Origin of the sequence: Lacticaseibacillus manihotivorans DSM 13343 = JCM 12514 (assembly GCF_001435035.1) — a bacterium.
GTDB classification, from domain to species: Bacteria; Bacillota; Bacilli; order Lactobacillales; family Lactobacillaceae; genus Lacticaseibacillus; species Lacticaseibacillus manihotivorans.
The window spans coordinates 81,151-91,435 of sequence record NZ_AZEU01000134.1 but is presented as its reverse complement, the minus strand read 5'-3'; the positions used below and the strand labels follow the sequence as shown (position 1 = coordinate 91,435).

12 protein-coding genes are annotated in these 10,285 nt (G+C 48.3%); 4 read left to right on the top strand and 8 right to left on the bottom strand.

Annotated features, from left to right (window positions below; translation table 11 throughout):
- Positions 1 to 117 precede the first annotated feature (117 nt).
- Entirely contained in the window at positions 118 to 750 is a 633-nt protein-coding gene (locus FD01_RS08040; protein WP_056963611.1) for a hypothetical protein, read from the top strand.
- Positions 751 to 795: 45 nt separating this feature from the next.
- On the opposite strand, the gene FD01_RS08035 is transcribed toward FD01_RS08040, so the two are convergent.
- From FD01_RS08035 to FD01_RS08025, 3 genes are all read right to left on the bottom strand, one after another.
- Positions 796 to 1,398, bottom strand: a complete 603-nt coding sequence (locus tag FD01_RS08035) for an ECF transporter S component (RefSeq protein ID WP_054713841.1) — start codon at positions 1,396 to 1,398, stop codon at positions 796 to 798.
- A gap of 45 nt (positions 1,399 to 1,443) precedes the next feature.
- The gene (locus FD01_RS08030; protein ID WP_054713843.1) at positions 1,444 to 1,935 is read right to left on the bottom strand and encodes a hypothetical protein; all 492 of its coding nucleotides are present in this window, start codon (positions 1,933 to 1,935) and stop codon (positions 1,444 to 1,446) included.
- Positions 1,936 to 2,136: 201 nt separating this feature from the next.
- A complete protein-coding gene (locus FD01_RS08025; protein ID WP_054713845.1) occupies positions 2,137 to 2,499 on the bottom strand; it encodes a hypothetical protein in 363 nt (120 codons plus the stop codon).
- 99 nt (positions 2,500 to 2,598) lie between these two features.
- On the opposite strand from FD01_RS08025, the gene FD01_RS08020 reads away from it, so the two are divergent.
- From FD01_RS08020 to FD01_RS08010, 3 genes are read left to right on the top strand one after another with little or no spacing between them, the layout of a single operon-like run.
- Positions 2,599 to 2,877 carry a hypothetical protein gene (locus FD01_RS08020; RefSeq protein ID WP_056963609.1) on the top strand — a complete coding sequence of 93 codons (279 nt, stop codon included), beginning with the start codon at positions 2,599 to 2,601 and terminating at the stop codon, positions 2,875 to 2,877.
- A 1-nt stretch (position 2,878) separates the two neighbouring features.
- On the top strand, positions 2,879 to 3,319 hold the full coding sequence (locus FD01_RS08015; protein ID WP_054713847.1) for a DUF3658 domain-containing protein: 441 nt from the start codon (positions 2,879 to 2,881) through the stop codon (positions 3,317 to 3,319).
- Positions 3,306 to 3,629 (top strand): hypothetical protein, encoded by a 324-nt coding sequence (locus tag FD01_RS08010; RefSeq protein ID WP_054713849.1) that lies wholly within the window; start codon positions 3,306 to 3,308, stop codon positions 3,627 to 3,629. The genes FD01_RS08015 and FD01_RS08010 overlap by 14 nt, the downstream gene beginning before the upstream one ends.
- 55 nt (positions 3,630 to 3,684) lie before the next feature.
- On the opposite strand, the gene FD01_RS08005 is transcribed toward FD01_RS08010, so the two are convergent.
- The 5 genes from FD01_RS08005 to FD01_RS07985 form a co-directional block, all read right to left on the bottom strand.
- Positions 3,685 to 4,560, bottom strand: a complete 876-nt coding sequence (locus FD01_RS08005) for a DMT family transporter (RefSeq protein WP_054713851.1) — start codon at positions 4,558 to 4,560, stop codon at positions 3,685 to 3,687.
- Between the two features lie 154 nt (positions 4,561 to 4,714).
- Positions 4,715 to 6,754, bottom strand: a complete 2,040-nt coding sequence (locus tag FD01_RS08000) for a beta-galactosidase (RefSeq protein ID WP_056963607.1) — start codon at positions 6,752 to 6,754, stop codon at positions 4,715 to 4,717.
- Positions 6,751 to 7,599 carry a sugar ABC transporter permease gene (locus tag FD01_RS07995; protein WP_054713853.1) on the bottom strand — a complete coding sequence of 283 codons (849 nt, stop codon included), beginning with the start codon at positions 7,597 to 7,599 and terminating at the stop codon, positions 6,751 to 6,753. Before FD01_RS07995 ends, FD01_RS08000 begins: the two co-directional genes overlap by 4 nt.
- Before the next feature lie 2 nt (positions 7,600 to 7,601).
- Positions 7,602 to 8,885 carry a sugar ABC transporter permease gene (locus FD01_RS07990; RefSeq protein WP_056963606.1) on the bottom strand — a complete coding sequence of 428 codons (1,284 nt, stop codon included), beginning with the start codon at positions 8,883 to 8,885 and terminating at the stop codon, positions 7,602 to 7,604.
- Positions 8,886 to 9,013: 128 nt separating this feature from the next.
- A complete protein-coding gene (locus tag FD01_RS07985) occupies positions 9,014 to 10,270 on the bottom strand; it encodes an extracellular solute-binding protein (protein ID WP_056963603.1) in 1,257 nt (418 codons plus the stop codon).
- Positions 10,271 to 10,285 lie beyond the last annotated feature (15 nt).

Here is a 10,285-nt window from a genome sequence, read left to right as displayed (position 1 = left end):
CTTTTGAATACATAATGACATCATACCCGAAGTCCAGGTTTTTGTCCGCACGCCCACATGACTAGAAATTTTCTTGCATTTACGCTACCATAAAAGAAACGGTTTGGAGGCGGCGACATGAAAAAACTTTGGCTCCCATTGCTCGGCCTGATGGTGTTTTTAAGTGCTTGTGCCACAGGCTTTGATCAAAAGGCGCAACTGAAAAAAAACTCAGATACCATTGTCGTACAAGTCGCCAAACAAAATGCGGCAATCGCCATGATTCAAAATCAAATCGGGGCTTTTCCATCCACTTTCGAAACGGCCTACGCAACGCACCCCAACGCCGACTTCCAAAACGTTGGCAAAATTCACGCCTTGATTCAAAAACGCGAAGCCGCTTATAAGCAGTTGGAACGCGCGCAAAGCCAACTGGAATCAGCGTCTAATCAACTGGTGAAGATCAACTCGCAAGATAACGCGACCTTGCCAAAATCTGAATTAAAGAAAACCATTGCGACGTTGAAACTTGCCAAACTCGACCATAAAACCTTTGATGCCTATTACAAAGAACTCACCGATGCGGAACAAGATTTCTTTGATACCGTCGCCGCAGATCCCAGCGACAAAGCTGGCATCGAAGACGCACTCGGTCAGCTCAATCAATATGACAGCTCCCTCGGCCAACAAGCCGACATTGTCGAAGCCAATTTACAATCCGTCACTGCTGACGCGCAAAGCTTACACGCCGCCGCTTTAAAAATGAAATAAACGCAAAGGCGCCACCGAAACTCACTTTCGGTGGCGCCTTTGCATTTAGCGTTTAAATCTGAGTAAGGCTTGCCCTAATATCGGGACTAGAATGCCTGCCAACAAGGCTTCCGCAATGGCATTGATGGCCAAAGCCCCGATCAACAACCACCCGAGGTTACTGCCATCGGCGCCTTTGACGACGGCGTTCGCATTGTTGGCAAAAAATACCCAAGTCAACGCGATCACTAAACTGGTGTTGGTCAGCGCGCCGCACACCCCAGCGACACTCATTTTGATGGTGCCGACGACATCTTTTTGATGCTTTTTGGCGATGTGGTTGAACACCAAGCCAGCCACTACCCCAACCATGATCCGCGGCAAAATCGCGATCAACGGGTTGCGAAACAACAAGATCGTGACCGGGTCAGTGGCGTCTGTGTAAGCTTTGATCAAGCTAATACACCCCCAAAATGCCCCAAGACCGGCGCCGCCGCGCACCCCGAGCAAAATGCCGGCTAAAATCACGGTGAGGTGAATCGTTGAAATCGCCGGCCAAAGTGGCGTGATGCGAATATAGCCGACCATTGGGATGTAGGCTTGCATGATGATCATTGCCGCTAAGATCCCAGTAATGGCGATGGTGTAAGCAGAACTTTTGCGCGTCATGAGTTGTCCTCCTGAAAACAAAACGGCTGCAAGCAGTCGTTTGAATTAGTCATTTGATTTTTTTGTGCGTTGTAAAATTGGCGCTAAGTACTGCTGCTCGGCAGTTTTGCGAGCCGCGACAGCATCTTTAAAGTCAACGAACTGTTTATTCAACACCAATTTGCCTTTGAGAAATAACCGAGCATTCCACTTGGACGTTTGCCGATCAAAGGAAACCCCGATCACGCCGGAACGATTGGTGATGCGCAGTTTCGTCGCCGCGGACACGTTGACGCCTTCAGTACGAGAGAATTGCCCCCGTTGGCCCATTTGTGCGCGCGTTTTGGGATTTGCCATGATCGCTTTTTTCATGTATTCACGCCGGTAACACCCACAACTGGTGGTCATCCCTTTGCGCAAGCGATAGCCGTCAACGACACATTCATTCCCACAATCACAAACACAATTCCAGCGGGCATTGCCATTGTTGGCGACACCGGCATAGCTGACGACGCTCAAGCGCCCGAATTTCTGTCCGACTAGATTCAATCGTTTCATGAATGCATCCTCCCAATTAGATTTTTCAAAATCTATTTTGCGTAAATTTCCATAGTTTGTCAACTTTGGCGCCGTGTCCTGACTCCAGGCTCTGCCGAATTCGATCAGTTTCTTCTATTAAATAAGCGCTGTCATCTTCGTTTGTATTATACCCCGCTGACAAGACGCAACACAACTAAAAAGGTCATCGCGGCGATGACCTTAACGAGATATTTTAACTTTAATCCGTTTGGTGAGCTCTGCGTTCACCTTGCGAATTAAATCAAGTGGTGGCGTGATCCCGCCGTTGCGCCTGCTGGCCCAATCAATCGACCCAAAATCCTTTGATCCGGAAAGGCGCTTGAGGTCCGCACCATTCAAGCCCAGTTTGTCAGCGCGCTGCCACACGACTTTGAGCTCGGGCTTAACAGTATGATGCGCATAAATTTCATAAATCGGCAAAGTGATCAACTTGACGACTGCGATGACACCACCAACGATTGGAATGTCAACAGCGCAAAACTGTAGACCAAGATCAGCCAATTCGCTGAGTTTGAACCTCGTCGCATCATGATTTGTAGCCATTGAGATACCCCCGCCTTAATGTTGCCAGCCGTTACCGACAGCGCTATCATTAACTCAAATATACCCCTATCAAAGCAATTTACAATCAAGGAGATTGCCATGTTAGACCTGACTTTTGATCCCAGTTTTGCCCGGACTTTGGCCAATCACGATGATTTCGACGTCTTGGCGTTACCGCCTGATTTGCAATTTGGTGATTTAGCCCGCCTCAATGCCGTCAATTCAAATTTCTACCAATTTAAGGCCAGCCAGTTAGGTTTAGGGCGGCAAGGCAATGATTCAGACGCCCAAAGTCTGCAAAACGTAGACCAAGCGGCCATCACCCAGTTAAAAGCCGCCATTCAAACCAACAGTGCTTTGCGCCTTTGGTGGACTTGATGTGATCGGTTTGTGGTGGTTGGCTGGTTTATGTGCCAAACAAAAACTTTCGATTCAACAAGTGCATGTGCCGACGGTTTTCCCGCATCCGACCCAGTCAGCGCTGTACAAAATTACGAAATTAGGTGAGCTAGACCCGGACTGGCTTGATGCCTTGGTGCAAACCGCGACCACCGTAACCGTGCGTGATTTAACGGCATTCAGTTATGGTTGGCAAAATTTGCACTCAGCAACAAACGAGGTTCGCATCTTATTAAACGGCGAGCTGCTGAGTGTGCCGGAAACTTATTTTGATCCGTTGATTTTGGCCCAAGTCAAAACACCGCCAAGAACTTTCCCTGAACACGTCAAAGCCATCGGCCGTTTACTTGGCGAATATCAAATTAGCCTCCCTGATTGGTGGTGGCATTATCGTTTGCAACAACTTTTTGACGGAAAGTGAGGTAGGACATGCGTTTATTCACTTAGGTCATCCGCGGGCCCAAGCTTTCCGATTGGCTTTTTCGAGTTATTTACTAATCTTACCCGATGCTGCCATTCACACTGGCTTTTATTCACGACGGCCTGGCAATTTGGTGTTCGGCGGCAAAGCGCTGATCATCTTGTTCATTATTTTGCTGGCATGGATGCAGTGGCGGCTGGTGGTCGTCCAACAACACCGCGAAAAATCACTGCGCAACGAGTGGCAAACACTCGGGTTCGTTGGTGTCCTGATCCTCATCTTCTTGACACTGCAATTATTACCAGCTTAATCTGCGATACACACAGTCGGGTGCCCTGGTGACCTTCACCATTGCCACCCGACTGTTAATTTTTGCCTGACAACCACGATCCAGCCAACGTCAGCGCCGCGCCGATCATCAATGGCACCGTCAACGGTTCATGCAACACAATCACGGAGAATATCAACGTAATCACTGGGACCAAGTAAATGTAAACACTGCTGACCACAGTACCTAAGCGCTTGACCGCAAGATTCCAAGTCACAAAACACAACGCACAAGCGCCAATGCCTAGAAATAGGAAATTGCCCCAATTTTGCGGTTGTTGCAAGGTCGCAAAATTCAAGTGAAAGCCAAGTGCATACGCAATCGGCAGCATAAAAATCAATCCGTAGAAAAACACATGGCGCGTTGATTGGATCACATTGAGATTTAACTCACCGATTTTGGTCGTCAACACAGAGTAAATAGCCCATGCGAAACAAGCGAGAAGGGCCAAGCCATCCCCAGCCAAACTCCCTTGACCAGCGGCACTACCCGGATCTGAAATCAAAATCACGCCACTGATGGCCACCACAAAGCCGATATAAAACCAAATCGTTGGCCGCTTGGCGTTTAGAAACCATGTCGACAACAGCGCCGTGAGAAATGGCGAAACGGTTACGATAATGCCGACATTGCTGGCAGTGGTTTGCGTCAGCGCCATATTTTCTAAGAGGTAGTAAATTGTGATGCCAGAAAATCCAGCACCGACAAACAACCATTCGTGCCGGCGATCGGCGATATGTAAAAGCCCAGGCTTCCAAATCAATAATGCCAAGTACCCAATGACAAATCGTGCTAACAAAATTGTGACCGGATTGAAACTACGCAACAACACTTTTGTCGCAATGCAAGTCGTACCCCAAATTAAAATCGTGATCAACGCGGCGATATGGCCAGTGGTACGTGCTTTTGTCATGTTCAAGCTCCCCAATGAAAAAGACCATCAACTGATGGCCTGCGCTAATTGCTTTATTCTACCTTTTGTAAACTCACCTGACTAGTCCCAAAAAGCCTACCTTGCTAACATAAGGTAGGCTTTTCGATGTTGATATCGTTTAATATGAACGAGACTATTGATTCGACAACTGAATTGCCATCACGCCATAGGCAGGTAACTGGATTTCCCCAGCCGTCACCGCCTTTGCCGATAACAAGTCGATGCCATCTTGTAAAACCTGTACAGTTTGCGCCGAATCACTGAAGTTCATCACCAACGCCACTTGATGCGTTTGCGTACGACGCATTTGCACTGAGACTAGTGGTTGTGGTGCGATCACGGTTTGTTGCTTCAGGTCCAAGCCGGCCAGCGCTTCATCATACACATTCGCCAGCAAAGCGGCATCCCCGCGTCCACCGACATAATAGGTGTGGCCTTGCCCAAATGCGTGCGTTACGATCGCTGGTGCGTCGGCGTAGAAGTCCTGCGTAAAGTGGCCCAACGCCTGGCCACCGTTTAAGGCCAACACTTCGGCATAGTCGTAAATCGGATACGTATGATCACCGATGACCACGCCATTTTGCATTGAGGGATACAAGGTGTCGATTTCTTTGCGTTCAACGCCGTAGAGATCCGCCAACATAAAATCGCCAGTATAGGCCAAATCATGATGGTCCACTAAGGCACTGATATAGCCGCCAATCAACACCCCGCCGGCTTGGACATAAGCGCGCAATTTATCGGCAAAGCTTTGCGGCATCGCATAGTGCATCATATCGACGACTACCGCATAGCGACTTAAGTCTGCCTCAACGCCGACAATATCGACTGGAATATCCCGTTGCCAGAAATAATCATACTGTTGTTGGAGCGTTTGCCAATATTTTTTGGTGCTTTGCGCAAATGCTTGGGTCGCATCAAGATTCCAATGGCTTTGCTTGTCATAAACAATGGCGACGCGTGCAGCTTCTCGCTGGACACCAGCCAATCCCCGTAGCGCCTTTAAGTCATGACCAACTTGAGCCACATCTTGAAACACCCGATTATCAGGGCGACCATCTTGGGCCACCACCGCACCGTGGAACTTTTCAGAAGCACCGCGCGATTGCCGCCACTGGAAGTATAAGACCGAATCTGCCCCTTGCGCCAAGAACTGCAAGGCAGCTAGTCGGTGTTGACCAGGTCTTTTCGCCCGGTTGAACGCATGCCAGTTCACTAAAGATGGCGTGGATTCCATGATCAAGAAATTCTGTTGCTTCAAGCTGCGGAAATAATCGTTGATCATGGCAATTTTACTGCCGAGTTGCGCTGGGGTCATCGCCGGATTCTCCCAAGTGGGATAACAATCCCATGACACCACATCGACATGTTTGGCAAATTCGGCATAATCTAAGCCGTGGAATGGTTCAAGATCTTCGGTATCCGCCATGAAGTTCGTGGTTTGGGGCTTGTCAGAATACTGGCGAATCGCTGCCACTTCCTCGTCATGAAAATCAATCGTTTGCGCCGTCACGAAGCGCCGCCAATCTGCGGTCAGCCCTAAAAGCGTCGTATCACCCAATGGAGTCGGTGAATGGATCTCATCCCAATTGTCAAAATGATGCCCCCAAAAACCGGTATACCAGGCGTCATTTAACGCATCCAAGCTCGCATATTGGGTCTTCAACCACTGACGGAAGGCTGCTTGGCACAAATCGCAGTGACATTCACCGCCGAATTCATTGGAAATATGCCACAAGATCAAATTCTTGCGTTGGCCATAACGCTTGGCCAATAAGCCATCGATTTTTGCCACATAGCGCCGATAGACGGGACTAGTGAAACAGTGGTTATGCCGCTCACCAAAATGCAAACGATGATCATATTCATCCACGCGTAACACTTCAGGATAAGCTTGTGCTAGCCAGGCAGGCTTAGCCCCACTTGGCGTTGCTAAGATGATACTGATGCCGTTTTGCGCCGCTTGATCAAAGACGTCATCCAACCACTGCCAGTGATACTCGCCTTCAGTCGGCTCTAACGCCGCCCAAGAAAAGATCCCCACAGTGACGGTATTGATGCCGGCTTGCTTCATCAGCTGCCAGTCGGCTTTTAAGACTTCAGGATAGTTCAGCCATTGATCCGGGTTATAATCCCCGCCATGTAATAAATGAGTTGTTGTCCATTTTGTCACCCTTTTGTCCCCCCTGCAGTCAATCCGGTTACGAAATTACGTTGCAACATTAAGAAGACGATGGCCACTGGTACGGAAATTAAAATCGCTCCAGCCGCGAAAGTCGTGTAACTGGCCCCCATTTTATCGGTGATCAAGTTATATAACCCGATTGGCAAAGTATATGCTTTGGGATTGCGCAAAATAACACTAGAAATCGCAAAGTCGCCTAGCGGTCCAGTAAAGCCGTTCATCGCCACCACGGCTAGCATTGGCCGCGCCAGTGGCATCAAGATTTTCAGGAAGATCCGGGTATTACCAGCACCATCGATGCGCGCTGATTCATCCAAGTCGCGGGGAATGGAATCAAAGTACCCTTTCATTAAATAGGTGCTCATCGGGATTTGCCCACCGGTATAAATCAAGATCAATAGCAAGTGGGAATTGACCATGCCCATCATTTGCGCCAAAACGAAAATGGCGATCAACGCAGAAAACTGTGGGATCATTTGTAAAAGCAAGAACACGGTCAAGCCATTTTTGCGCCCAACAAACTTAAAGCGAGAGAAAGCATAGGCCGTCATCGAGACGAAAATCACCGATAAGATCATCGTGGCGACACTGATTTTAATGGAGTTGGCAAACCAGCGGAAGTAATAAAAAGTCGCACTGGTTTTGGTCAGCGCCACATAATGCGCAAACGTTGGGTGTTTGGGGATCAAACTCGTCGAAACCAAGCTGTTCCCAGGATTGAAACTGGCGCCGACAGTCCAAGCCAGTGGATAAATGATCACGACGGTAATGCCGATCAGCACCGCATACGTGAGCAACAAGCGCCAAAAGCGTGATTGTGAGTTGGTGTGCATGACTATCCCTCCTTAAAGGCTTGCGAACGCCGGAATTGCCAAAGGGCGATGGCGATGACAAAGACTGATAGCAAAATGGTCAACGCCGCAGCTAAGGCATATTGATTGGATTTCAAGGTCAGTTTGTAGATCCAAGAAACCAAGATATCTGTCCCGCCTGCCGTGGAGTTTGGCATCGCAGGACCGCCAGAATTGAACAGGTAAATAATATTGAAGTTGTTGAAGTTGAAGGTATATTGGGTGATGATGATCGGCATCATTTGCATCATGATAAATGGTAGCGTGATCTGCCGGAACTTCTGCATCGCCGTGGCCCCATCCATCAACGCGGCTTCATAAAGATCTTCTGGTATCGATTGTAAAACCCCGGTGGTGACAATGAAGATATACGGGAAACCCAGCCAGCCTTGAATCGTTAACAGCGCCACTTTCGTCCACTTGGCTTCGGTCAGCCAAGGAATCGCTTTGATCCCTAATGCGTGTAAAATCGTGGTATTGATGGCACCAAAGGAATCGTTAAACATCCCAGCAAAAACTAAGATCGTCACAAATCCAGGTACGGCCCAAGGCAAAACCAGAATGATCCGCCAGAACTTTTTGAACTTGAGATCTTTTTGATGGACCAACACGGCAAAGAAAATCCCTAACACGATCGACAGCGTTGACGCCACCAAGGTCCAAATCACCGTCCAACCTAAAACACTAAAGAACGTTGAACGCCAAATATCGACGGTGAAGATCTGGGCAAAAGTTTTCAACCCGACCCAATCCGCCAAATTCGCTGGCGCCATGTGGTACAAGTTGTAATTGGTAAAGGCCAAAGCAAAACTGAATAAAATCGGGAAGATCACGGTGAAAACCAAGAGTAACACCCCAGGGCTCACCATCAAATAAGGATAATCGCGGTCCATCACATTGTGGAAACTTGCCTTGAAACTGATGACCGCTTCCCCATTGTCGATGGCTTCCCCAGTTTTATAAGCGTCACGCAGATTCAACCAGTAAAACAAGATCCCAATGGCCAGCACCAAAACAGCGATCAAGCCTTCAGCTAGTAAGAAAATCGAATTATCGCGGGGAACTTCGGTGCCTAAGGTGATCAACCCCCAAAATCCCATATTGAATAAATTGGCAAAACCATTTAAGTAAAGTCCAGCCACCAACAGATAAAAAATGCCTTTTACCCACTGACGATTGTAAAGTTGTCCCAAGCCTGGGATGATCGATAACGCTGCCGCAATGCGGGCGTGGCGGCGTTGAGGCTTGACCTCGATTCTTTGTGCCATACGATTTTTCCTCACTTTCTTGTTGGCATGGTCGCTGCATGAGCCATTAGATCGGTCCGGTTCAATAACGAAACGGACTCGCAGCCGATCATAAAAGGCCGGGCCACGCGCGCCCGGCCTTTCAATGACTACTTCTTGTTGGCTTTGATCGCACTCTTAATGGTTTTGACTGCGTTGTCTAAAGCCGTCTTCGGCGCTTGCTTGCCGGTGTTGATGACTTGCAAGGCGTTGTTGGCTGGATCCCAAACTTGATCCATCGCAGAAATACTTGGGGTCAGTTCCGCGTATTGCGATTGCTTAGCCACCGTTTCAGCACCAATCGAGTTCTTGACGGCAGTGCTGTTGACCAAAGACTTCACAGCTGGCACTTCTTGGGTCTTCTTGAAAGCCGTCAACAAGTTTTGCTTGTTGGACAGGTATTTGACTAACTTTTCAGCCATCGCGCCATTTTTGGAGTAGCTGGAGACGTTCCAACTCTTAACACCGATATAAGAGCGCATGTGCTTACCATTTGGTAAGGTTGGCAATACCGCAACGCCGTAATCGATCCCAGCTTTCTTATAAGGTTGGATATTCCAAGGACCAGAAATGACGGCTGCGGCTTTGCCTTCAGTGAATAAGGAATCCAAGGTGTTGATCCCTTGATCACCTAAAATGCCTTTTGGAAAGACGCCGGCATCATAGAAGGACTTGATGTAAGTCGCAGCCTTCACCGCCCCGGCATTGTTCAACCCGATGTCTGATGTATCGTAGTTCCCTTTGGCATCTTTGTTGAAAATGTAGCCGCCGTAGCTGGATAAGATCCCGCCGGCATAATAAACTTGGTCCCACAATGCGAGCAACCCATATTTGCCCGCTGCCACTTGTTGTTTCGAATACGTCAGCCATTCATCAGTGGTTTTAGGCAGATCTTTTTCGGATAAGAGCTTTTTATTGTAATAAAGGAAGGTCGTTTCGATGGTACGTGGTAAGCCGTAAACTTTGCCTTTAACGATTTGTGATTGCATCGCAGAGTCGGTGTATTGTTTTTGCGTCGCTTTTGAAACAGTCAACGGTTTAAGCAGCCCTTCAGTGGTTGCCGTCCCAATTTGATCAGAAGGAATCGTAATAATATCAGGTCCAGATCCTGCAGGCCCATCCAGGCGCAAAGATTCAAGTTGATCCGCATAAGCTTTTTCGACAATTTTGACTTTCACATTATTGTCTTTTTCGAATTGCTTGACCGCGGACTTGATCCCATCAGACTTATCTTTATCAGCCCATACAGTCAATGATTTGGTTTTGGTCGCACTGGTGTCACTCGATTTTGAGCTATTGCTTGGACCGCAAGCCGCAAGCAACAACCCTAAAGTACTCACAGCCGCGATCAGGACGGACTTCTTCATAATTTTTCCCCTTTC

Bases quoted from the DNA above. Each gene is read 5' to 3' on its own strand.
- FD01_RS08040 (WP_056963611.1), top strand. From the start codon at position 118: ATGAAAAAACTTTGGCTCCCATTGCTCGGCCTGATGGTGTTTTTAAGT.
- FD01_RS08035 (WP_054713841.1), bottom strand. From the start codon at position 1,398: ATGACGCGCAAAAGTTCTGCTTACACCATCGCCATTACTGGGATCTTA.
- FD01_RS08030 (WP_054713843.1), bottom strand. From the start codon at position 1,935: ATGAAACGATTGAATCTAGTCGGACAGAAATTCGGGCGCTTGAGCGTC.
- FD01_RS08025 (WP_054713845.1), bottom strand. From the start codon at position 2,499: ATGGCTACAAATCATGATGCGACGAGGTTCAAACTCAGCGAATTGGCT.
- FD01_RS08020 (WP_056963609.1), top strand. From the start codon at position 2,599: ATGTTAGACCTGACTTTTGATCCCAGTTTTGCCCGGACTTTGGCCAAT.
- FD01_RS08005 (WP_054713851.1), bottom strand. From the start codon at position 4,560: ATGACAAAAGCACGTACCACTGGCCATATCGCCGCGTTGATCACGATT.
- FD01_RS07995 (WP_054713853.1), bottom strand. From the start codon at position 7,599: ATGCACACCAACTCACAATCACGCTTTTGGCGCTTGTTGCTCACGTAT.
- FD01_RS07990 (WP_056963606.1), bottom strand. From the start codon at position 8,885: ATGGCACAAAGAATCGAGGTCAAGCCTCAACGCCGCCACGCCCGCATT.
- FD01_RS07985 (WP_056963603.1), bottom strand. From the start codon at position 10,270: ATGAAGAAGTCCGTCCTGATCGCGGCTGTGAGTACTTTAGGGTTGTTG.